Origin of the sequence: Dactylosporangium sp. NPDC050588, assembly GCF_040654975.1 — a bacterium.
In the GTDB taxonomy this organism is placed as follows: Bacteria; Actinomycetota; Actinomycetes; order Mycobacteriales; family Micromonosporaceae; genus Dactylosporangium; species Dactylosporangium maewongense.
This window is the reverse complement of the sequence record NZ_JBFAJA010000080.1, coordinates 36,717-58,877: the sequence shown is the minus strand read 5'-3', so window position 1 is coordinate 58,877 and position 22,161 is coordinate 36,717. Positions and strand designations below refer to the sequence as shown.

Below are 22,161 nucleotides of genomic sequence, written 5' to 3'. Positions count from 1 at the left end.
ACCGGTCAGGACCGGTCAGGACCGGTCAGTTCTTCTTGCTGGCGCTCGGGCTGGCGCTCGGCTTCGGGCTCTTGCTCGGCCCGGACCCGCTGGGGCTCGGGTTCGGGTTGGGGTTCGGCGTCGGGTTCGCCGGGTCGACCGGGGCGCTCGGGGTGGGCGAGATGCCCGTGCCGACGTCCTTGTCGCCGACGCCCTTCGACGGCAGGAACGACACCTTCGGCATCTTCACCGCGGTCAGCGCCCCGTCGAGGAAGTCCCGCCAGACGGGTCCCGGCAGCTTGCCGCCGATGATGTTCTCGCCGTTCTTGAACTTGATGGGCATCTCCTTGTCCTTGTTGCCCACCCAGACGGCGGCGGCAAGGCCGGGGGAGTTCTTCGACTTGTCGTACGGGACGTAACCGGCCATCCACGCGTGCGCGTTGTCCGTGCCGGTGCCCAGCTGCCAGGTGCCGGTCTTGCCGGCGAGCTGGTAGCCGTGGGCAGCCTTCAGGCCGTAGTGCGCAGGCACGCCCTGCAGGACCGTGGTCAGGTCGTCGGCCATCTGCTCGGTGAACCCGGCGATCCGCTGCGGCTTGAGCACCTCGGCGAACACGCGGTTGTCGCCCTGCCACACCTCCTTCAGGAAGTGGGTCTTCGCGGCCATGCCCCGGGCGGCGAAGGTGGCCATGCCGCCGGCGTGGTCCAGGACGGTGATCGGGTACTGGCCGAAGCCGACCTCGTTGTCGAACAGCTTCCCGCCGACGTCCGTGCCCTTGAGCTTGAGCAGGTCCTGGCGCTGCGCCTCGAACTTGCCGTCGACCTTGACGGTGGCCCACATCCCGGTGAGTCCGGCGGCCCGCGCCGTGTCGATGACCTTGTCGGGGCCGAGCATCATCGCGATCTCGAAGAACGGGACGTTGAGCGAGTCGACCGTGATCTCCTCGAGGGTGCACCACGTGCCGGAGCCCGACTTGCAGTGCGGGATGGTGCCCTCGGTCGCGTTCTTGACCTGGTTCTTGTTCGCCGCGGTGCGGCTGCCCATGTCGTGCGGCACGCCGTTCCAGTAGGAGCCGATGGTGTAGCCGGCCATCAGCGCCGTCGCGAGGGTGTAGACCTTGAAGGTCGAGCCCGGCGGGTGGCCGCCGCAGCAGCTCGGCTTGCCGTCGCCGAGCACCGGATCCATGTAGTAGCCGGCGTAGTCGTTGCCGGAGCCCTTGTCGCCGCCGTAGTAGGCCTTGACCGCGCCGGTCCCGGGCTCGACCGCGACCAGGGCGGCCTGCAGGTTGTCCCGCTGGTTGAACATGTTGGAGTCTTTGCTCTGCGTGCTCGCCTCCTGCACCGCGACCTTCTGGATGCGCGAGTCGAGCGTGCTGACGATCTTCAGGCCGCCGTTGCGGATCCTGTCGAAGTTCTTCGCGCCCTGCGGGTCGACGTCCTCGTACAGCAGCCCCCCGGTCGCCGGGTCGGTCAGCGCCGCGACCTCCTGCAGCACGTGGTGCACCGCGAGGCCCTCGGGGTTGTTCAGGCCGGTGTTGGCGGTGGCGTTGTTGGCCCGGTTCTGCGCCTGCGTGATGGGCGTCGGCAGCTTCAGCTGCTGCGCCTCGGTCTCGGGGATGAACTTCAGGGCCACCATCTGCTTGCGGATGTAGTCGAAGCGGCCCTGTGCCTCGGCCTGGTTGACCGTCGGGTCGAACGGGCTGCCCTTCTCCTTGTCGCCGTTCGGGTTCTTGATGATCCCGGCGATCACCATGCCCTCGGCGACGGTCAGTTCCTTGACGGGCTTGTTGAAGTAGGCGTACGCCGCCGCCTGGATGCCGTCCGCGCCGCGGCCGAAGTAGATGATGTTGAGGTACATCGTCATGATCTGGTCTTTGGTGTACTGCTGGTTGAGCTTCGTCGCGATGATCGCCTCGCGGACCTTCCGGCCGTACGTGACGCCCTCGAGGGTCGCCCACTTACGGGCGTACTGCTGGCTGATCGTCGAGGCGCCCTGCAGCTCACCGCCCGTGACGTTGTTCCACGCGGCGCGGGCGACGCCCCAGTAGTCGACGCCGTCGTTGGTGTAGAAGGTGTTGTCCTCCGCCGCGACGACGGCCTGCTGCACGTGCTTCGGGATGTCCTCGAACTTGACGAGCGTGCGGTTGCGCCCGATGCGGGCCATCAGCGGCCCGTCGGCGTAGTAGATCGACGTCGACTGCTCCAGCGCGAGGTTCTCCGGCAGCTCCACCTGGTCGAAGTAGTAGGTGCCGGCCACCATGCCGATGCCGGTGACCATGATGAACGCGGCGAGCGCGGCGATGAGGATGTTGCGCCGGCGCCGCTTCTTCGCGCGGGCACCCGGGGAGGGCCGCCCTTCGGGGGCGTCCGGGACGGCGGCGGACGGCGGCGCCATCCGCGCCGACGACGGCACCGAGGCCCGCGCGGACGCCGAGCCGAACGCCGCCCCGGACGTCGGCACCGACGCCGACCCGGTGACCGGCCCGGTCACCGGCGCGGCGGCCCGGACCGGCCCCCCGCCAGGCCCACCCACGGAGGCGCGCCCGGTCGGCGGCTCCGCGGGCGGCGGCGGGACGCTCGCGCGCCCCGCCTGAGGCAGCGGACCCGGGACGCTCGCGCGCCCGGCCTGCGGCGGCGGGCCCGGAACGCTCGCCCTGCCCGCCGGCGGGTTGCCCGGCTCACCGCCGTAGTGCATCTGTCCCACGCTGTGTTGCCCCCAAGTCTGTGCGTCCGGCGGCGGCGCGGCGGGGTTGCCGCGACTCGCCCGGCCATCGGGCAGGTCTCGGGACGGGGTCACCCCGTCGCCGCTGCCCAGAGCCGGCCCTGTAGCTGCACCGCAGCGCGTCCCGGCGGGTGGTGCCACCCACGGAACTCACACTGCGTCATCGGCGACGCCGGCAAGTCCACAACCCGTCCCTGGGTACGCATGGCCAGAGCGTACGTCCTTCCGCCATCGAGGGCGATCCCGCTCACCTTCCGTGACAGTCGGGGTGACGCTGTGGAGGCGGGTTCCCGACGCACCGGACCGGCCGGCGGGCGGTGCGCGGCAGATACCATTGCCCGGTCCGTGGATGGCGCGGGCGCGAAAGCTAGGAGACCCCGCGTGAACGTCGAAGCGCTGCGCTTCCCCGGCCGGGAGTTCGACCCGTCGACCGGTGTCGCCCGCTTCCACTATGCGCTCGGTGACCTCGTGCTCACCGAGACCGTCGACTTCGGGCCGCCGTCGGTGCTCCACCCGGCCCTCGACCGGGTCCTGGACCTCCTCTACGTCGCGGCGTCCACGTCGTACTACAAGATCGCCGCGCCGCGGAAGGTCGAGCTCGGGTTCCCGGTCGCCGAGAAGGCGTGGGCGTGGGTGACGGCGCTGTTCCGCGAGGGCCTCGGCGAGTTCGCGTACCAGAACAAGCTCGACTACGTGCTGGACCTGGAGATCGTCCCCGGCCCGTGGGCCGAGCCGCCGGCGGAGACCCACGAGCCGTCCGGCCCGCCCCTGGCGGCGGTCGGCGGCGGCAAGGACTCGATCGTCACGATGGAGGCGCTGCAGCGGGCGGGGCTCGACCCGGTGCTGTTCGCGGTCAACCCCAACCCGATCATCCGCAGCGTCATGGCCGTGTCACCGCAGCCCGTCCGCACCGTCCGCCGCACCCTCGACCCGAGGATGCGGGAGCTGAACGCCGCCGGCGCGTACAACGGCCACATCCCGGTCACGGCCATCAACTCGCTGATCGCCGTCGCCGCCTCACTCATGCACGGGCTCGGCCCGGTCGTCATGTCCAACGAGTCCTCGGCCTCGGTGCCCAACCTCAGCTGGCTCGGCCGCGACATCAACCACCAGTGGTCCAAGGGCCTGCCGGCCGAGGCACACCTGCGCGACGCCCTGCTCGCGCACGCCGGCCTGCAGGAGGCGTACTTCTCGCTGCTGCGCGGGCTGTCGGAGCTGCACATCGCGGCGCTCTTCGCGAAGTTCACCGCCTACGACGCGGTCGTGACCAGCTGCAACGCGGCGTTCAAACAGCGCGACGCGACCGACCGGTGGTGCGGGCACTGCCCCAAGTGCCGGTTCGTCTTCCTCGCCATGGCCCCGTTCACCGGCCGCGAGCGCCTGCTCGGCATCTTCGGCACCGACATCTTCGCCGATCCGACGCAGCTGCCGGGGTACCGAGAGCTGATGGGCCTCACCGCGCACAAGCCGTTCGAGTGCGTGGGCGAGATCGAGGAGTCCCTCGTGGCGCTGCGCCTCCTCGCGGAGCAGGACGAGTGGAAGGACACCCTGATCGTGTCCGCGCTGACCACCGAGGTGCGGGCGGGAGCGGGGCTGCCGTCCGACGCCGAGGTCGAGGCCACGTTCCGCGGCGACGGACCCAACCTGGTCCCGCCGGTCTACCTCGCCGCCCTGGAGGGTCTCGGTGCAGCTCGCTGACCTGCGCGACCGGCGCGTCGCCGTCTGGGGCACCGGCCGCGAGGGCGTCGCCGCCGTCCGCGCCATCGCCGCCGCCGGCCCCGCGTCGCTGGTCGCCGTCGATGACCGGCAGAACTTCCTCACCAAGGACTGGTCGCCGGAGCTCGCCGCGCTCGCACCGCTGCACGCCGGGCCCTCCGGCTTCGACGCGCTGCGCGCCGCCGACGTCGTCGTCCGCTCGCCCGGCGTCGCGCAGACCCACCCGTGGATGGTCCAGCTGCGCGCCGCCGGCACCCGGGTCACCGGCGGCACCGCCCTGTGGATGGCCGCCCACCGCGACGTGACCATCGGCGTCACCGGCAGCAAGGGCAAGAGCACCACGAGCAGCCTCGTCAGCCATCTGCTGGCCGCCGCCGGCGCGCCCAACGAGCTCGGCGGCAACATCGGCATCCCGGTGCTGGACCTGCCGCCCGCGCCCGCCTATGTGCTGGAGCTCTCGGCGTACCAGTGCGCCGACCTCGACGACTCGCCCCGCGTCGCGGCCGTCACGTCGCTGTTCCCGGAGCACCTCGACTGGACCGGCGGCGAGGACGAGTACTACCGGGTCAAGCTCAACCTCGTCGCCAACGGCCCGTCCGCGGTCGTGGTGCACGCCGGCTCCGCGTCCGTCCTGTCGGAGCTGGCCCGCCGCTTCACGGACCTGCCGCTGCACGTCGTCGGCGGCCCCGACTCGTTCCACCTGGCCGGCGGCGGGTTCAGGCTCGGCGGCACCCCGCTCTTCCCCCGCACCGCCCTGCGCCTGCTCGGCTCCCACAACGAGGCCAACCTGTGCGTCGCCCTCGGCGTCCTGCAGGCCTACGGCGTCGACGTGGCCGCCACGGCGCCGCTGCTGGAGGCGGCCCTCGCCGGTTTCGCCGGCCTGCCGCACCGACTGGAGCGCATCGAGGACCCGTCGGGCCTCACGTTCGTCGACGACTCGCTGTCCACGATCCCGCAGGCCGCGATCCACGCGATCGAGGCCTTCCGCGACCGCCCGCTCACGGTCCTGCTGGGTGGCGAGGACCGCGGCGTGGACTACTCGCCGCTGCGCGAGCACTTCGCCGCGGCGACGACCCCGACCACGGTGATCGGCATGCCCGACAGCGGCGCCCGCCTCGTCGGGCTCCTCGCGGACCTGCCCCTCGTCACGACCCACGTCGCCGGCAGCCTCGAGGAGGCGGTCACCCTGTCCCGCAAGGTGACCCCGGCCGGCGGGGTCGTGCTGATGTCGCCGGCGGCCCCCAGCTACGGCCGCTTCGACAACTACGCCCACCGCTCCAAGGTCTTCCGCCAGGCGATCACCGACACCGCCCCGTAGCGCTCAGCGGAAGGCGGACATGACCTCGGCCGTCGGGGCCAGGCACTCGGGGTCGGGGAGGCGCACCATCGCCTCGCGGACACCCGCGTCCGCCAGCTGCCGGAAGCGGCCGACGTGGTCGGCGACGGTGCCGGCGTCGGCCTCCCGGGCGTAGGCCTCGCGTGACCTGCGGCCGCGGCGGCGCTCGACGAGGTCGGCGAGGTGGCGGTCGTCGGCGGCGACGAGCGCCGTGCCCAGGTGGGTGAGGCGGGTGTCCGGGTTGTACCCGTGCAGCACGGACGCCTTGCGGCGCACGGCGGCGAGGTCACCCATGACGTCAGCGGCGTCGGCGTAGGTGGCGGCGAGCCGCAGCGTGCGCCGTTCGCCGTTGCCGCCGACCGATGATCGGCAGCCGCTCCTGTACGGGCCGCGGGTAGCACAGCGCCTCCGGCACCGTCAGGCCCGCCCCTCGAACCTGGGGCTGCCCTTGCCCCACAGCAGCGGCAGCACCCGCAGCGCGTCATCGAGCAGCGACGACCGCCTCGGGCACCGTGCGCGCCGGCGTCTCCGATCTCGGTCGCTCCAGGTGTACGGCGTCGAACCCCTCCGACGCGAGCGAGTCCCTCGTCGAAGCCCAGGCGCGGAGCCGGTCGCTGCTGACGATCCGGTCGGCGGCGAAGCGCGCCTCGGCCCACGTCGACTTCCCGGCACCGCCCGGCCCGACGAGCACGACCACGCAGGGCTCGGGCAGCGTCAGCGTCACGGCAGCCGCTTCGTGCCGAGGTTACGGACCGAGACGCGCAGCGGGGTCTTGCTCGACACGTTGAGGAAGCAGTGGGCGGTGCGGTCGCCGAGGGCCCACTGGTTGGCGGTCAGGCCGGTCCAGAACGTGTAGATGTCGGCCCGCTGGAACAGCTGCGTCTGCGAGAGCCCGAGGAACTGGGCGATCTTCAGGTAGCAGGCGTCGCCGGCGAGCTCCTTGAGCTTCTGCTGCGACGGGTACCCGCCGGCGGGGGCCGTCCAGGCGCCGACGAACTCGGTGTCGTGCGGGGCGTCGCAGGCCACCGGCTTGACCGCGTCGACGGTGCCGTAGAAGCCCTTGGCGTCGAGGTTGCCGCCGGAGAGCTGGACGCAGGTGAGCGCGAGCGGGCCCGTGCCGCCGCTCAGGCCGCCCTTGACGCTGCCGGTCCGCTCCTGCGGCGCGAAGAGGTCGTCGGACGCCTCGGCGATCCCGCACAGGTACCGGCGGCCGCCCGCCTGCCACGTCGCCGCCGCCGGCATGCGGAAGACGGGGAACAGCCGCCCGGTGCGCCAGTCGCCGCCGAGGTAGGCGGTGGCGGCCTTGTCGCACTCGGCGTACGCGGCGCGGCTCGGGTCGCTGTCCCAGGCGGGCGGCGCGGGCGCGTCGGGGACGGTGCCGCCGCCGACGACCTCGACGGCGTGCGGCTCGGCGCAGTCGACGGCCCGCAGCGGCGACGCCGACGGCTCGAACGCGGCCACGGCCCCCTGCAGGCACGACCCCTGGGCGGGCGGGGCGTAGGAGGCGGCGGGCAGGGCTGGCCAGCCGTTGGTGAGGTCGCCGTCGGTGCCGGCGGGGGTGCCGCAGCCGGCGAGCGCGCCGGCCACGCACAGGATCGCGACCGTGACCCGCCGACCCCGCCGCACGGTCAGCCGCCGACGATCTCGGAGGTCTTGTCGCCGCCGGGCTCCTCCCGCAGGAAGTAGACGGCGCCGGCGGCGCCCGCGAGGCACAGCACCAGCAGCGTCGCGACGATGATGATCAGCGGGACGACCAGCTTGTCCCGCGGCGGCTGCGGCGGCGCCCCGAACGACTGGGGTGCCCCGTACGGTTGCTGAGCGCCGAACGGTTGCGGGGCCCCGGGCGGTTGCGCCCCGAACGACTGCGGCGGCCCGAACGACTGCGGCGCGCTCGACGGCGGCGGGGCGCCGAACGACTGCGGCGCGCTCGATGGCTGCGGCGCGCTCGATGGCGGCGGAGCGCCGAACGGCGGCGGCGTGCCCGGCGGCTGGGCGGCGCCGAATGGTTGGGGTGCCCCGGACGGTGGTGGCGTGGCTTGAGGCGACGCGGCACCGGGTGGTGTCCCGAACGGCTGCGGCGCACCGAATGGTTGCGGCGCCCCGAACAGCTGCGGTGCACCGAACGGCTGCGGCGCCCCGAACGCGTGGACCGCGGCCGGCAGCGGGGGCCCACCGGGCTGGGGCGCCCCGGACGACGGTTGCGCCGCGCCGGACGGGGGAGTCGGCTGGGCGTCGTGCGGTCCGGCCGGGCCGGGCGGCGACGGCTCCGGCTGGTGCGGCGGTTGCGGACCGGTCATGCCCGCGACCCTACCCGAACGTGAACGGCGCTACCGGTACCAGCTGCGCAATGCGGACAGCAGATCGCGGCCGCCCAGTGCCGGCGGTGGCGTCGGCAGCTGGCGCAGCAGCAGGTCCCGGCCCGTGACGGCGCCGGGCTCGGGCTCGGCGAGGGGCACCGGTGGATACCAGAAGCGCTCCGGCTCCACCTCCGGCTCGGCCATGTCGGCGAGGACCCTGGCCGCCCCCGTCAGCACCGGCTCCGCCGGCCCGGTGACCGTGGCCGCGACCGTGGCGGTGCCCGTGCGCAGGGCGCGCAGGTTGGCCAGCAGCGTCTCCCGGCCGCGGCCGCGCCACAGCAGGATCTGGAACGGGTCGGCGTCGAAGCGCTCCGCGAGGAGGTAGAACGCGGCCGCGAGGTGCTTGCACGGCACGGCGGCGTCGGGGCAGGAGCAGCGCATCGCCAGGTCGTACACGCGGCTGGGGAAGAGCGGCGCGTCGGCGTCGGCGAACACGTCCTCGACGTGCGGCGGCAGCTCGCCGGCGAGGAGCTTCGCGGCGCCGAGGGCCTCCGCGGCCAGGGCGGTCTCGACCCGCCCCCACACGTCGTCGCCGAAGACCTGCAGCGCGATGCTCACCTGGTACGGCGTGGGCCGCGACCCCTGCACGACCGCCGCGACCTCGCCGGGCTCGACGGTCAGCGACAGGACCTGCCCGGCGCGGGCGTAGTTGCGGCCACGGGTGAGGCGGGTGCCGAGCGCGAACGACTCGAGGACGGCGAGGAAGCGCTTGCTCCACCAGCTCTCGCCGATGTCGCCGCGCGTGCTGCGCGCCCGGATCCCGCCCTCGACCTTGACGGTCCGTGATCCCCAGTAGTCGGGCCGGTGGTCGGGTGCCGTCACGCCTGCAGCGCATCCAGTCCTGGTGCGACGACCCGCGGCGCGAACTCGACGACGTCATACGCGGCCACGCTCTTCTGCACGAACGGGTCCAGCGCCAGCCGCGCCTCCAGCTCCGGCCGGGGCAGCCCGGCGGCGAGGATGACGCCGCCGTCGCGCGGGACCCGAGGGCCGGAGGCGAGGAAGATGCCGTCGGCGTACTGCTCCCCGACCCATTCGAGGTGGGCCGGCATCAGCTCGTCGATCTGCTCGACGTCGACCAGGTAGCTCAGCGTGATCACGAACACCGGTGCAGTCTAGTGGCTACTCGACCACCGCTCCCGCCTCCAGGGCCAGCAGCGAGCGCAGCTCGGCGGTGGACAGCTCGGTCAGCCACTGCTCGCCGGTGCCGACGATCTTCGCGGCGAGGCCGCGCTTCTCGGTGATCATCGCGGCGATCTTCTCCTCGACGGTGCCGGCGGTGACGAACTTGCGGACCTGCACGGCGCGGCGCTGCCCGATGCGGAACGCGCGGTCGGTCGCCTGGTCCTCGACGGCGGGGTTCCACCAGCGGTCGACGTGCACGACGTGGTTGGCGGCGGTGAGGGTCAGGCCCGTCCCGCCGGCCTTCAGCGACAGCACGAAGACCGGCGGCGACGACGGCGTCGCGGCCTGGAAGCGGGCGACGAGCGCGTCCCGGGCCGGCTTGTCGAGGCCGCCGTGCAGGTACGCGACCTCGCGGCCGAGCCGGGCGGACAGGTGCGCCCGGAGCATGCCGCCGAACTCCGCGTACTGGGTGAAGACGAGGGCGCGCTCGCCGGCGGCGAGGACCTCGTCGAGGATCTCCTCCAGGCGCTGCAGCTTGCCGCTGCGCCCGGCGAGGCGGCTGCCGTCGCGCATCGCGTGCGCCGGGTGGTTGCAGATCTGCTTGAGGCGGGTCATGGTCGCCAGGACCAGGCCGCGCCGGGCGACGCCCTCGCTGCGCTCGATCTTGCCGAGCATCTCGTCGACGACGGCCTGGTAGAGCGACGCCTGCTCGCGGGTGAGGTTGCACAGCACCTCCATCTCCAGCTTCTCCGGCAGGTCGGAGATGATGCCGCGGTCGGTCTTGAGCCGGCGCAGCACGAAGGGCTGGGTGATGCGGCGAAGCCGGGCGGCGGCGTCGGCGTCCCCGCGGCGCTCGACGGGCTCGGCGAAGCGTTCGCGGAACTTCGTGGCGCTGCCGAGCAACCCCGGGTTGGCGAAGTCCATGATCGACCACAGGTCGGCGAGCCGGTTCTCCACCGGGGTGCCGGTGACCGCGATGCGGTGCCGCGCCGGCAGCCCGCGGACCGCGACGGCCTGCTTGGTGGCGGCGTTCTTCACCGCCTGCGCCTCGTCGAGCACGAGCCGGTGCCACGACAGCGACTTCAGCGCGGCCGCGTCGCGGGCGGCGATCGAGTAGGTGGTGATGACGAGGTCCGACGCGGCGACGGCGGCGCGGAAGTCGGCGCCGCGGGCGCGCTCGGCGCCGTGGTGGACGTGCACGCGCAGGGCCGGCGCGAACTTCGCCGCCTCCCGCTGCCAGTTGCCGACCAGCGACATCGGGCAGATCAGCAGCGTCGGGCCGGGCGCGTCGCCGGCGAGCAGGGCGAGGAGCTGGACGGTCTTGCCCAGGCCCATGTCGTCGGCGAGGATGCCGCCGAGCCCGGCCGATTCGAGGAAGCTGAGCCAGCTGAGGCCGCGCAGCTGGTACGGGCGGAGGCTGCCCTCGAATTGCGCGGGCGGCGTCGCGGCCGGGACCCGCAGCTCGGTGTCGCCGGACAGCAGGTCGCCGAGCCACCCGTCGGCGGTCACCTCGACGACCGGCAGGCCGCCGGGGCCCTCGGTGTCGCCGCCGGCGAGGTGCAGCAGGTCGGCGACGGTCATCTCGGCGTCTTCAGCCTGCCGCCGCATGATCTCGAGGCCGGCGGCGAGGCGGCGCTGGTCGAGCTCGACCCATTCGCCGCGCAGCCGCACGAGGGGCGCCTTCGAGTCGGCGAGCCGGCGCATCTCCTCGCCGGTGAGCGGGTCGCCGCCGATGGCGAGCTCCCACCGGTAGTCGACGACGGAGCCGAGCCCGACGGCGCTCTTCGTCGCGACGGTGCCGGGCTGGGTCGTGGACGGGCTGCTGGCGGTGAGCCGGGCGCCGAGCCTGGCCTGGGGCTTGCGCCACCAGCCGGGCAGCAGCACCCCGAACCCGGCGGCCGACAGCAGCGGCGCGTGCTCGCTGAGCAGCTGGTGCGCACCGGCGGTGTCGAGGGTGAGCGCGGCGGGCCGGGCCGAGCGCAGCGAGTCCTCCAGCGCCGGGTACAGGCGGCTGGCCCGGCCGAGCTCGGCGAGCAGCGTCTCCTGCGGGGCGGGGACCTGCCACTGGGACAGCTCGATCGGGCCGGGCGCCTGCCAGACGGTGGCGGCGTCGACGACGAGGCTGGGCTCGTCGGCGGCCTGCAGCGCGAACTCGAGGCGCCACTGCGGCTCCTCGTCGTCGTCCAGGTCGAGGCGGGCGTACTCGATGGTGCCGGGGTCGGGCGGTGCGGCGAGCCGGAAGCAGGCCCGGACCGCGCCGCCGACCGCGTCGGCCTGCCATGCCCGCAGGTCGGCGCCCAGGGCGTCGAGCTCGGCCGGGGACCCTTCGACGGCACGGTCCGTGCCGGTGAGCGCGGTGAGCCAGGCGCCGGCGACGCCGGTGAGCCGGTGGGTGGCGGGCGGGAGCACGGCGCGGGCGGCGGCGTCGACGAGCGTGTCGAGCACCTCGGTGAGCAGCGCCGCCCGGGAGGGCGCGCCGCCGAGCACGGCCTGCGGCAGCGACAGCGCCAGGGAGCGGGTGTATGCGGCGTCCCGGCCGGTCAGCACCGGGACCCACCGGGCCTCGGCGCCGGTCAGCCCTGGCAGCATGCGGCCGCGGCGGACCAGGGAGCCGGCGAAGGTGGCCACCGTGGCCAGGGCGCGGATGGTCTCGCCGAAGACGAAGTCGTCGTCGCCGTCGTCGCCGGTGATCGCCACGAGGCTGGAGCGCAGGAGGGCGTAGGCGTCGTCCGCGTCGTACTCGATCGTGTCGACGGTCCACTCGCCGAGCCGGAGCGGGCCGTCGGCGGGCGGGAGCCGCACCGACGCGGCGGGCGACGGCTCGGGCAGGTCGCCGCGGGTGGGGAGGGTGAGCGTGCGGGTCGCCTGGAGGCCGGTGTCCTCGTCGAGGCGCAGGCCGCGGACGGCGAACGGGTGCGCGGGGACCCTCGGCCGGCGCCCCCGCCGCGATGCGGGCGGCGTGTCGGTGTCCTCGGCCCAGAGGCAGAGGCGGCCGTCGAGCCAGGCTGCGTGCACGACGATCACCCTGCGATCACCTCAGGGAGCCTAGCCCAGCCCGGCCGACACGGACGGCTGAACCTCTGTTCAGTGATGGATGTCGTTGTTACCATCCGGTAACCCGAGTCATATTCACATTGGCTCGCGACCCCGGAAGGGATCCGCCATGTCCCTGCCCCTGCTGAAACGCGCCGCCGCGGCACTGCTCATCACGGCCGGCGTGCTCGTCGCAACCCCCGTGCAGGCTCCCGCCGCCGTCCTCGTCCCCACGGACTACTGCCTCGACGAGTGCGACGACATCGTCCCGCCCGGCCAGAACGGCAACGCCACCCTCGCCGACATCCTGGCGCACCAGGCGCTCGGCTACCGGCCACCGCACTCCGCCGACCAGCTCGGCAGGTACGCGGACCTGGTCTCCGCGTACACCGGCCTCACGGGTGAGCAGATCGACCGCTTCTACAACGGCGCCTCCTTCGGCGTCCCCGCCGGCCAGGCCGAGCGCACCTACAGCCCGCGCGCCGACGTCACGATCGTGCGGGACAAGAGCGCCGGCGTGCCGCACGTGACCGGCACGACCCGCGCCGGCACCATGTTCGGCGCCGGCTACGCGGGCGCGGAGGACCGGCTGTTCGTCATGGACCTGCTGCGGCGGGTCGGCCGCGGGCAGCTGACCCCGTTCGCGGGCGGCTCCCCGGGCAACCGCGAGCTGGAGCAGAGCATCTGGCGCAACGCCCCCTACACCGAGGCCGACCTGCAGGCCCAGGTCGAGCAGCTGCGGACCAAGGGCCCGCGCGGCGCGCAGCTCTACACCGACGTGCAGGACTACGTCGCCGGCGTCAACGCCTACATCGCCGCCTGCATGTCCGGCCGCAACTGCCCCGGCGAGTACGTGCTGACCGGGCACCTCGACGCGGTCACCAACGCCGGCGGGCCGGAGCAGTTCAAGATGACCGACCTGATCGCGATCGCCGGCGTCGTCGGCGGCCTCTTCGGCGGGGGTGGCGGCGGCGAGGTGGAGTCGGCCCTGGTACGGGTGACCGCCCGCGCCCGCTACGGGCCCGTCGAGGGCGACCGCCTCTGGGCGGCGTTCCGCGGGCAGAACGACCCCGAGGCGGTCCTCACCCTCCACAACGGACAGTCGTTCCCCTACGGCGCCGCCGACCCGGACGCGCCCGGCGTCGCGCTGCCGGACGCGGGCACCGTCACCGCGCAGCCGGTCGTCTTCGACCCCACCGGCTCCGGGACCGCGGCCGCCACCGGCTCGTTCTCGGCCCAGCACAAGGGCATGTCCAACGCTGTCGTCGTCGACGCCGCACACTCCGCGACCGGCCACCCGATCGCGGTGTTCGGCCCGCAGACCGGCTACTTCTCGCCGCAGCTGCTCATGCTGCAGGAGCTGCAGGGCCCCGGGATCAGCGCGCACGGCGTCGCGTTCGCCGGCCTCAACCTGTACGTGCTGCTCGGCCGCGGCCAGGACTACGCCTGGAGCGCCACCTCCGCCGAGCAGGACATCACCGACACCTACTCGGTGCCGCTGTGCAACACCGACGGCTCCGCGCCGACCGTCCAGTCCTCCAGCTACCTGTTCCACGGCACGTGCACGCCGATGGAGGCGCTGACCCGCACCAACGCGTGGACGCCGACGCTCGCCGACCCGACCCCGGCGGGCTCCTACCGGCTGACCACGTTCCGCACGAAGTACGGGCTCGTCGCCTGGCGCGGCAAGGCCGGCGGCGTGCCGGTCGCCTTCACCCGGCTGCGCTCCACCTACCGGCACGAGGCGGACTCCGCGATCGGGTTCCAGGCGTTCAACGATCCGGCCGCGATGGGCTCGCCGGCGGCGTTCATCGCCTCCGCCGCGGACGTCGGCTACGCGTTCAACTGGTTCTACGTGAACGCGACCGACACCGCGTACTTCAACTCCGGCGCCAACCCGGTCCGCAAGGCGGGCGCGAACCCGAACCTGCCGACCCGCGCCGAGGCCGCCTACGAGTGGCAGAACTGGAACCCCGACACCAACACCGCCGACTACGCGGCCGTCGCGCAGCACCCCCAGTCGGCGGGCCAGGACTACTTCGTGAGCTGGAACAACAAGCAGGCGGCCGGCTACAGCGCCGCGGACGGCAACTTCAGCTTCGGCGCCGTGCACCGCGCCGACCTGCTCGACCGCCGGGTCAAGGCCGCCCTCGCCGGCGGCGGCAAGGTCGACCGGGCGGCGGTGGTGCGCCTCGTCGAGGACGCCGCCGTCACCGACCTGCGGGCCGAGGCGCTGCTGCCGGAGCTGCTGCGCATCCTCGGCCCCGGCGCGCCGTCCTACGCCGCGCTGGCCGCGTGGCAAGCGGCCGGCGCGAAGCGGGTCGAGACGGCGCCGGGGTCCCACGTGTACCAGCACGCCGACGCCATCCGCCTCTTCGACGCCTGGTGGCCGAAGCTGATCGCCGGCGTCTTCAAGCCCGGCCTGGGCGACGACGTGTACACGGCCCTCACCGGCGCTCTGCAGATCGACGAGTCGCCGTCCGGCTTCACCGGCTCGACCGGTGCCACGTCGCTGAACCAGTCGCAGAGCCACAAGGGCTCCTCGTTCCAGAACGGCTGGTGGGGGTACCTCGACAAGGACCTCCGCACGGTCCTCGGCGACCCCGTCCGGGGTGGTCTCGGCCGCACCTACTGCGGCACGCCGGCCGCCTGCCGCGCCACGCTGTCCTCGACCCTCGCGGCCGCGGCGGCCGAGCCGGCCACCACCACCTACCCCGGCGACGCCTCCTGCGGCGCCGGCGACCAGTGGTGCGCCGACAGCATCGTCCAGTCCCCGCTCGGCGGCATCACCCACGACAAGATCTCCTGGCAGAACCGCCCCACCTACCAGCAGGTCGTGTCGTTCCCGGCGAAACGCGGCGACGACATCACCAACCTCGCCCTCGGCCGCAAGGCGACCGGCAACGGCACGTTCATCGGCTACAGCGCCGGCGCCGCCGTCGACGGCGACCCGACCACCCGCTGGGCGAGCTGGTGGAGCGACGACCAGTCCCTGACCGTCGACCTCGGCTCGGCCCGCACCCTGCGGCGGGTGATCCTGCGGTGGGAGGCCGCGTACGGCACCCGCTACCGCATCGAGGTGTCGGCCAACGGCACCGCGTGGACCACCGCGGCCACGATCGACGCGGGCAACGGCGGCACCGACAGCGTGACCTTCGCCCCGGTCAGCGCCCGTTACGTCCGCATGGCCGGCGTCGCCCGCGCCACCGGCTACGGCTACTCGCTGTGGGAGCTGGAGGCGTACTCGCGGTAGCACCGTCGGGCTCAGCGCACCGCGCGGTGCGCGGTGGCCTCCGGGCTCAGCGCATCGCGCGGTGGCGGCCGACCTCGTGCCGGTAGGGGCCGGCCGCCGCCCAGGTGATCTGCTCGCCCGCCCGGCTCAGCACGCAGGTCTCCACGACCAGTTCGACCAGCACGTTCTGCCCGAAGCCGGGCGGCGGCCCCGACAGGCCCCGCTCGGCGAGGAACGCCGCCGCGACGCTGCGCCGCAGCGCCTCCTCGCGCGGGAACCGGGCCCGCCCGGTCAGGTAGAACGCGTCCTCGGTGTCCCCGAGCGGAAACGTGTGCAGCGCGAACCGGTCGTCCCGGAGCAGGTCCTCCAGCTTCGGCGAGACCATGAGCAGCGCGTAGAGCCCGTCCTCGACCAGCAGCGGGCTGACCGGGTGCACCCGCGGCCCGCCGTCGACCCGCACCGTCCCGAGGTACGCCAGCCCGACCCCGCTGCGGTACAGCAGCGCCCGCCCTGCCGCGGCAAGGTCGGGCGCGGACCGCCGGAAGCGCCCCCACGACAGCATGGCAGCCAGATTGGCGCACCGCCGCCGCCAGGGTCAACTACCGAACGTGTCATTCGGGGTCGCACGATCAGCGCGGCGGGCTGTTGTCCGGCGCGGTTCAGCGCAGGAGGCGGCGGGCGGCCTGGGCGATCAGGGGGACGGCGCGGGCCTCCAGCTCGGCGCCGCCGTCGCGGACCAGGGTGGCGCCGAGCTCGGTGACGCGGCAGCGGGCGACCGCCTGGCGGAACGCGGCGACCGGGTAGCCGCCGCGGGGCTCGGCGAGCAGCCCGGTGGTGCGCTCCCGGGTCTCGGCGACGCCGTCGACCGGCTGCGTCCACTCGAACCTGCCGAGGACCCACAGCGTGCCGACCTCGATCTCGTCGATCTCGACGCGCTCGCCGCCGAAGCGGAGCTTCACGGCGCGGTGGCGCTGCTCGATCACCGGCAGCGCCGGCACACCCTTCGCGGTCAGGTCGCGGACGGCCTGCCCCGACATGACCCAGCGCTGCTCGTCGCCGAGGCGCTGCACGGGGGCGACGTCACGGTTCGAGGCGGTGGCCGCGTGGCGGCGGGCGGCGCACGGCTCGCACAGCGCGGCGTAGCCGTCGCCGGAGGCCGGGTTGCGTCCCTGGTGCGACATGCAGAACGCGTTGCCGCAGTCCCGGCACCTTCCGATCGCCAGCACGCCACAGTCGTCGATCCCGCACACGGCAGCCATCCGAGCGACGATACCCGCAGCCGTCGATGCGTGCCGCCGTCAGCCGTGAGGGGGCGGTCGCGTCCCACCCCGTCCCGGCGGCGCCGGCCGGGTTGCGGGGACCCCGCCCGGGCTCGGACGGGGTCCTTGTGGGTGCCGTCTCCGGGCCCGGATCAGACGGGCAGAAGGGAGCGGTCGGACTCGGTGAGCGCGAGGATGTCGCTGGTCAGCGGGGCGTACACGCGGCGCAGCAGGGCCGGGTCGCCGACGCTCGCGATGACGGCGAAGACCGCACGGGCCAGGGGCTCGGCGAGGGCCGGTGACACGGCCGCACGGGCGGCGACGTCGGCGAGGAAGTCCACGTGGACCTCCTGGTCGTACAGGTGCTGATAGGACCACAGGGGTTCCGCGAGCGTCGGTGGCAGCTCCGCCGCGAGGTGGTGCACCCAGCCGTCGGGCAGGCGCGTGGCGAGGGCGTGCAGCACACCCCGGACCGCGCGCCGGGTCTCCTCGGCGGTGGCAAGGCCGGTCTTCTCGCGGACCTCCGTGATGAACACGTCTTCATACATGCGAGGAACGCTCCCCAGCCCGCAGGTGAAGCACCATCACCAGCAGGGAGCGAACGGGCCTACCACGTCCGCTCATCCGCCGGAGGTGGGACGGGGTCACCCGGCGCGCGCCCAGCATGGCCGCGTACATCCCCTCACCGTTGGGAGACCTACTGATGGCATTCCTGGTGACCCGACCCGGCCGGGCGTTCCCGTTCCCGGCGGCGGCGATGCCGCGCATCGGTGGCGTGCCGGTCGACATCGAGGAGACCACCGACACCTACCGGGTCGACTTGGACCTGCCCGACGTCGACGCCGCCGACGTGCGGATCGACCTGCGGGACAACGAGATCCGGGTGGCCGGCAGCTACCGTGCCCGGACCCGCACCGGCACGATGCACCATCACGCGCGGCAGGAGGGCGAGTTCGAGTTCCTCGTCGCGCTGCCGGGCGACATCGACGGCGACCGGGTCGAGGCGAACCTCGACAGCGGCGTGCTCACGATCGTGGCGCCCAAGGCGCGCGGCGAGCAGCGCCGCCGCATCACCGTCCAGTCGTCGGCGGCCCGGCCCGGCCTGGAGCAGCGGGACACCGGCACCGGCCCGCAGGACACGGGTGCCGGGCAGCAGCAGGCGCGGGCCGGGCGGCCGCCGCAGACCGACCCCGCCGACACGCCCGCGGCGCAGGCGAAGCAGATGCGTGAGGGCCAGTCCCGTCCACGGCCGGCGAGCCAGCAGGCCGGCAGCACCGGCACCGGCAGCACGGGCCAGGTCGGTCGCAGCGGCATGACCTGAGCGGCCGGGTCCAGGCGCGCGACACGGCGATGCCGCCCCCTCGCGGGGCCGCTCGCCGGTCGACGCGGTCGGCGCACGAGTTGGGGGGACCGATGACGACGGTTGACACCCGCGACTACTACGCAGACCTCGGCGTGCCGAGGAACGCCCGCCGGGAGGAGGTCCGGCGCGCGTACCGGACCCTCGCCCGCCTGCACCACCCTGACGTGAGCCGCGAACCCGGCGCGGAGGAGCGCTTCAAGCGGATCGCCGAGGCGTACCGGGTGCTGTCCGACCCGCGCCGCCGCCGCGACTACGACGCGACCCAGGCGAGCGCCGACGACTGGCTCGGCAGCCTGTTCCAGCGGGGCGGTCCCGGCCCGGCGGCCGCCCCCGGACGCCAGGCCCCCGGGCCGCAGCGCCGCCAGCCCCCGTACAACCAGCCGGGCCCCCGGGACCAGGCGGCTCCCGGCGACCCCACCGGGCCCGCGGACCGGTCCGGCTCCCGGGACGGGAACGGCTCCCGGGACGGGAACGGCTCCCGGGACGGGAACGGTTCCCAGGCGCGGGCCGGCGCGGACAACCAGGCCGAGCTCGCCGTCTCCGTCGAGGACGCGTACCACGGCGGCCGGCGCACGATCACGCTGCCCGGACCGACGGGACGGCCCCGGCAGTACACAGTGGACATCCCGGCGGGCGTCGCCGACCGGCAGCGCGTCCGGCTCGCCGGTCAGGGCTGGCCGGGCACCGGCGGCGGGCCGGACGGGGACCTCTACCTCGTCGTCCGCCTGTCGCCGCATCCCCGGTACCGGGTCCGTGGCCGCGACATCCTGGTCGAGCTGCCGGTGACGCCGTGGGAGGCGGCGCTCGGCGCACCCGTGCGGGTGCAGACCCCGGCCGGTCCGGTGCGCCTGGACGTGCCGCCCGGCTCGTCGTCGGGCCGGCGGCTGCGCCTGCCCGAGCTCGGCCTGCCCAACCCGCGCGGCGCCGCCGGCGACCTGTACGCCAAGGTCCGCATCGTCGTCCCGCCGGACCTGTCCGAGCGCGAGCGGCGCCTGTACGCGGAGCTCGCCGCGGCGTCCACGACCGACCCCCGGAGCCCGGCATGACGTTTCCACTGGTGCGGGCGGCGCGGCTTCCCGACGAACTGACCCTGCCCGACTTCGCCGCGGCGGCCGGGCTGCACCCCGAGCTCGTGGCGCGGCTGGTCACGCTCGGGCTGGTGGAGGTCACCACGTTCCCGGACGGCGCACCCGGCTTCGCCGTCCGGGAGCTGGCCACCGTCGCCCGCATCCGCCGGCTGCACGACGACCTGACGCTCAACTACGCCGCCGTCGGCGTGGTGCTGGACCTGCTCGACCGGATCGACGAACTCGAAGACCGACTCGCAAGGAGGGCATGATGCTCAGAAGAGAAGCGTGGCTGCTCGGTGTGCGAGGCGTCCTCGCCGTCGTGTTCGGCATCGTCGCGATCATCTGGCCCGGGGTGACGGTGATCGCGCTCGCGGTGCTGTTCGGCATCTTCACGATCGCGACCGGCATCGAGCAGCTCGTCCACGCCATGCGCCCCTCCGCGGGCGCCACGAACCCGGTCACCGGCTTCGCCGACGGCAACGGGCCGCGGCTGGCGCGGGCGGTCGCCGGGCTGTTCGGGCTCGTCGTCGGGGTCCTCGCCATCGTGTGGCCGGGCATCACCGGGGTGGTGCTGGCCGTCATCGTCGGCGCCTGGGCGATCGTGACCGGCGTCGCCGACCTGTGGCTCGCCGCCCGCCAGCACGGCGGCTGGACCCTGGCGCTGGTGGGCGCGATCTCGGTGGTGGCCGGGCTGTTCGTGGTGGTGCGGCCCGAGGCGGGCGCGGTCGCGATCGCGTGGGCGATCGGGGTGTACGCGATCGCCAGCGGCGTGCTGCTCCTCATCGCCGCGTACCAGCTGACGCATCAGGGGCGGGGCCGGCTGTCGGCCGCCTGAAAAACCGCTCAGTCGCCGCGGGGATGCGAGACGTGGGCGTGGACGATGCGCCAGCCCTCCGGGAGGCGGACCCAGGTCTGGGACTGCCGTCCGGGTCGGTCGTCGGTGCCGGGGTAGTCGAACATCGTGGTGACGGTGGCCAGGTCGGTGCCGAACGTGGTGATCCTGGTGCCGAACAGCCGGCGGCCCGGCGGGAGCGGCCGCTGCGCGGACCGCCAGTCCCGCAGCTCGCGGGCGCCGGTCTGGTGGTCTGCGACGCCGAAGCGGACCACGGCCGGGGAGTCCCAGAACGCCTCGGCGAGGGCGGTGGCGTCGTTGGCGACGAGCGCCTTCTCGTACGCCACGAACGCCGCCTCCACCTCGGCGACGATGTCGTCCCTGTTGATCCGCACGGGTGTCCCTTCTGACGCGACTGGCTTGCACGGTGCTGGTCGCGCGGTGGTCCCCAGGGAGGACGGGGGACCACCGCGCAGTCGGGGAGGGCTACGCCGCCGGAGCGGCAGCGGGGGAAGAGACCGGTGGTGCGGCGGTGGAAGAGGCCGGTGGTGCGGCGGGGGCAGGAGCAGGTAGGGCTTCGCCGTGCAGACGGTCCAGCTCGAGCTCGTCGGCGTCCTTCGGCCGGGGTTCGGGGCGGCTCAGGGCGAACAGGCCGCACACCACCGCGATGAAGAGGTAGCCGAGCGCGACCTGACCGTTGGCGTTCCAGGCGACCTTCTCGCCGTGGATCAGGCCGACGAAGGCCAGCGCCGCGCCCGAGAGGGCGAAGACGCCCGCGTGGATGAAGCGTTTGTCGATGATGAACGCGACGATCGAGCCGAACACGAGGCCGGCGAGGATCGCGCCCTGGCCGAGGGTGAGCAGGCCGCTGTAGACGACGCCGTTGCCGGCGAGCGCGGCGTCGCCGACCTTGGCGGCGGTGGTGCCCGCGGCCGCCAGGGAGTTGTCGATCTGGCTGGTGGCCCACTGGGCGATGTTGGGGATCAGTGCCGCGATGACCGCCGCGGCGTGCGCCTTGGGGGAGAACTGGAAGGCCTGCGCGCCGATCAGCAGGCCGATGTAGAGCAGGATCGGCACGATCGCCGGCAGCGGGAAGATGGCGCCGAGGAAGCCGAACAGGCCCAGGAAGCACAGGATCGCGATGACGACGCCGGTCGCCATCGAGTAACCGCTGCCGCCGCCGGCCTTCTTCCAGCCGGGGTGCCCGACGTACACGGCCGGGGGGAACGGTGAGCCGAGCGCCGCGCCGACCAGCGCCCCGGCGCCGTCGGCGAGCAGGACGCTGCGCAGGTTGTAGTTGTCGCCGGCGGCCGCGGCGCTCTCCACGTTGGACATCCCCTCGGTGAAGTTGTAGACGCCGAGGGGGATCGCGGTCGCGAGCAGCGGCGCCACGTCGGACAGGCCGGAGGTGAGCAGGTCCAGGTGCAGGCCGGGCAGGGCGAAGCCGATGTCGTCGACGGCGGCGCTGACCGCGTTGCCGTCCATCGCGCCGCCGGCCCAGCCGATCGCGGTGCCCACGAGCAGCGCGGCGAGCCCGATCGGGAAGTTGCCCGGCAGCCTCGTGTCGGTGAGCAGGCCGATGAGCAGCAGCGCGAACACCGGCAGCGCCACCCACGCGAGGTCCCACATCCGGGCGGCGGGCAGCATCGAGATGAACGTGATGGAGATGCCGGCGAGGGTGCCCAGCAGCGCCGCCCGCGGCGCGTACCTGCGGATGTACGGCCCGACGAACGCGCCGATGATGACGATGACCCCGATGATGAAGGCCCAGGCCAGACCGGCCTTCCAGGCCAGCGTCGGGTTGTCGGTCTTCAGGTAGACCGGCAGCATGATGACGAAGATGACGATGAACATGTGCGGCACGCTCGGCCCGTAGGGCAGGGCGGTGACGTCGGTGCGGTTCTCCTTGCGGGCCAGGCGCCGCGCCAGGAACGTGTAGTAGACGTTGCCGGCGACGAGCGCGATGCCGAGCGCCGGCAGGATCGCGTGGAAGACGTCGCGCTCGCTGAGCTTCACCACGAACAGGCACAGTGACGTCAGGGTCAGCACGTTCACGAGCACGTTGACGCCGAAGCCGAAGAACGCGTTGGTGTCACCGCGGACCCACCACGGGACCTTGAGCGAAGCGGGAGTGGTCATG

20 protein-coding genes are annotated in these 22,161 nt (G+C 73.8%); 7 read left to right on the top strand and 13 right to left on the bottom strand.

Going from position 1 to position 22,161, the window contains the following annotated elements; genetic code table 11:
* Nucleotides 1-25 precede the first annotated feature (25 nt).
* Complete coding sequence (locus AB0I21_RS42835; protein WP_360569407.1) at nt 26-2,671, bottom strand: transglycosylase domain-containing protein; 2,646 nt, start codon at nt 2,669-2,671, stop codon at nt 26-28.
* 408 nt (nt 2,672-3,079) lie between these two features.
* Here AB0I21_RS42835 and AB0I21_RS42830 point away from each other — a divergent pair, with 408 nt between their 5' ends.
* Both AB0I21_RS42830 and murD read left to right on the top strand, forming a co-directional pair.
* Nucleotides 3,080-4,396 carry a hypothetical protein gene (locus AB0I21_RS42830; protein ID WP_360569405.1) on the top strand — a complete coding sequence of 439 codons (1,317 nt, stop codon included), beginning with the start codon at nt 3,080-3,082 and terminating at the stop codon, nt 4,394-4,396.
* A complete protein-coding gene (gene murD / locus AB0I21_RS42825) occupies nt 4,383-5,732 on the top strand; it encodes a UDP-N-acetylmuramoyl-L-alanine--D-glutamate ligase (RefSeq protein WP_360569403.1) in 1,350 nt (449 codons plus the stop codon). Before AB0I21_RS42830 ends, murD begins: the two co-directional genes overlap by 14 nt.
* Before the next feature lie 3 nt (nt 5,733-5,735).
* Here murD and AB0I21_RS42820 read toward each other — a convergent pair whose 3' ends face one another.
* From AB0I21_RS42820 to AB0I21_RS42790, 7 genes are all read right to left on the bottom strand, one after another.
* Nucleotides 5,736-6,044 carry a hypothetical protein gene (locus tag AB0I21_RS42820; protein ID WP_360569401.1) on the bottom strand — a complete coding sequence of 103 codons (309 nt, stop codon included), beginning with the start codon at nt 6,042-6,044 and terminating at the stop codon, nt 5,736-5,738.
* Nucleotides 6,045-6,231: 187 nt separating this feature from the next.
* A complete protein-coding gene (locus tag AB0I21_RS42815; protein ID WP_360569399.1) occupies nt 6,232-6,474 on the bottom strand; it encodes a hypothetical protein in 243 nt (80 codons plus the stop codon).
* Nucleotides 6,471-7,376: a septum formation family protein gene (locus AB0I21_RS42810; protein WP_360569397.1), complete on the bottom strand. Its 906-nt coding sequence runs from the start codon at nt 7,374-7,376 to the stop codon at nt 6,471-6,473. The genes AB0I21_RS42815 and AB0I21_RS42810 overlap by 4 nt, the downstream gene beginning before the upstream one ends.
* A 2-nt stretch (nt 7,377-7,378) precedes the next feature.
* Nucleotides 7,379-8,047, bottom strand: a complete 669-nt coding sequence (locus AB0I21_RS42805; RefSeq protein WP_360569395.1) for a hypothetical protein — start codon at nt 8,045-8,047, stop codon at nt 7,379-7,381.
* Between the two features lie 30 nt (nt 8,048-8,077).
* Complete coding sequence (locus AB0I21_RS42800) at nt 8,078-8,929, bottom strand: SWIM zinc finger family protein (protein WP_360569393.1); 852 nt, start codon at nt 8,927-8,929, stop codon at nt 8,078-8,080.
* Entirely contained in the window at nt 8,926-9,213 is a 288-nt protein-coding gene (locus AB0I21_RS42795) for a YciI family protein (RefSeq protein ID WP_360569392.1), read from the bottom strand. The genes AB0I21_RS42800 and AB0I21_RS42795 overlap by 4 nt, the downstream gene beginning before the upstream one ends.
* A 16-nt stretch (nt 9,214-9,229) precedes the next feature.
* Nucleotides 9,230-12,256, bottom strand: coding sequence for a DEAD/DEAH box helicase (locus tag AB0I21_RS42790; protein ID WP_360569391.1), 3,027 nt, complete (start codon nt 12,254-12,256; stop codon nt 9,230-9,232).
* 139 nt (nt 12,257-12,395) lie between these two features.
* Between AB0I21_RS42790 and AB0I21_RS42785 the strand changes: the two genes are divergently transcribed.
* Entirely contained in the window at nt 12,396-15,518 is a 3,123-nt protein-coding gene (locus tag AB0I21_RS42785) for a penicillin acylase family protein (RefSeq protein WP_360569390.1), read from the top strand.
* Nucleotides 15,519-15,564: 46 nt separating this feature from the next.
* Here AB0I21_RS42785 and AB0I21_RS42780 read toward each other — a convergent pair whose 3' ends face one another.
* The 3 genes from AB0I21_RS42780 to AB0I21_RS42770 form a co-directional block, all read right to left on the bottom strand.
* Complete coding sequence (locus tag AB0I21_RS42780; RefSeq protein ID WP_360569389.1) at nt 15,565-16,059, bottom strand: pyridoxamine 5'-phosphate oxidase; 495 nt, start codon at nt 16,057-16,059, stop codon at nt 15,565-15,567.
* A gap of 97 nt (nt 16,060-16,156) precedes the next feature.
* Nucleotides 16,157-16,756, bottom strand: a complete 600-nt coding sequence (locus AB0I21_RS42775) for a hypothetical protein (RefSeq protein ID WP_360569388.1) — start codon at nt 16,754-16,756, stop codon at nt 16,157-16,159.
* A gap of 152 nt (nt 16,757-16,908) precedes the next feature.
* Nucleotides 16,909-17,304 (bottom strand): DUF2267 domain-containing protein, encoded by a 396-nt coding sequence (locus AB0I21_RS42770; protein ID WP_360569387.1) that lies wholly within the window; start codon nt 17,302-17,304, stop codon nt 16,909-16,911.
* Between the two features lie 155 nt (nt 17,305-17,459).
* On the opposite strand from AB0I21_RS42770, the gene AB0I21_RS42765 reads away from it, so the two are divergent.
* From AB0I21_RS42765 to AB0I21_RS42750, 4 genes are all read left to right on the top strand, one after another.
* Nucleotides 17,460-18,077 (top strand): Hsp20/alpha crystallin family protein, encoded by a 618-nt coding sequence (locus AB0I21_RS42765; protein ID WP_360569386.1) that lies wholly within the window; start codon nt 17,460-17,462, stop codon nt 18,075-18,077.
* A 92-nt stretch (nt 18,078-18,169) separates the two neighbouring features.
* Nucleotides 18,170-19,165: a DnaJ C-terminal domain-containing protein gene (locus AB0I21_RS42760; protein ID WP_360569385.1), complete on the top strand. Its 996-nt coding sequence runs from the start codon at nt 18,170-18,172 to the stop codon at nt 19,163-19,165.
* Nucleotides 19,162-19,458, top strand: a complete 297-nt coding sequence (locus AB0I21_RS42755) for a chaperone modulator CbpM (RefSeq protein WP_344502758.1) — start codon at nt 19,162-19,164, stop codon at nt 19,456-19,458. The genes AB0I21_RS42760 and AB0I21_RS42755 overlap by 4 nt, the downstream gene beginning before the upstream one ends.
* Entirely contained in the window at nt 19,458-20,024 is a 567-nt protein-coding gene (locus AB0I21_RS42750) for a DUF308 domain-containing protein (protein WP_360569384.1), read from the top strand. Before AB0I21_RS42755 ends, AB0I21_RS42750 begins: the two co-directional genes overlap by 1 nt.
* 8 nt (nt 20,025-20,032) lie before the next feature.
* Here AB0I21_RS42750 and hpxZ read toward each other — a convergent pair whose 3' ends face one another.
* Together hpxZ and AB0I21_RS42740 are read right to left on the bottom strand one after the other, a co-directional pair.
* The gene (gene hpxZ / locus AB0I21_RS42745) at nt 20,033-20,416 is read right to left on the bottom strand and encodes an oxalurate catabolism protein HpxZ (RefSeq protein WP_344502756.1); all 384 of its coding nucleotides are present in this window, start codon (nt 20,414-20,416) and stop codon (nt 20,033-20,035) included.
* A gap of 91 nt (nt 20,417-20,507) precedes the next feature.
* A complete protein-coding gene (locus AB0I21_RS42740; RefSeq protein WP_360569383.1) occupies nt 20,508-22,160 on the bottom strand; it encodes a regulator in 1,653 nt (550 codons plus the stop codon).
* Between the last annotated feature and the right edge of the window lies 1 nt (nt 22,161).